We start from the raw sequence: 263 nt of genomic DNA on the forward strand, positions 1-263 counted from the left end.
CTCGAAGCGGGTTCGCAGCTTGCCAAACGCGGCCAGCCAAGCATGGGTACGCTCGACCACCCACCGATGGCGCCCGAGCCTGTCATTGCGCTCGATGCCTTTGCGAGCAATACGATCCTGGATACCGCGGCGCTTGAGGTGGACGCGGCACCGGGGGTAGTCATAACCCTTGTCCGCATGCAGCTTGCCGGGCCGGCGGCGTGGCCTGCCGGGCTTGCCGCCCACGGCAGGCAGGGCATCGACCAAGTCCTCGAAGACTACCG

1 protein-coding gene is annotated in these 263 nt (G+C 66.9%); it reads right to left on the reverse strand.

Annotated features, from left to right (window positions below):
- The coding region (locus JHD63_RS23585) for a transposase (protein ID WP_198973204.1) at positions 1-263 on the reverse strand (263 nt) is incomplete at both ends.

Origin of the sequence: Xylophilus sp. ASV27, assembly GCF_016428875.1 — a bacterium.
Classification (GTDB): domain Bacteria; phylum Pseudomonadota; class Gammaproteobacteria; order Burkholderiales; family Burkholderiaceae_C; genus Xylophilus.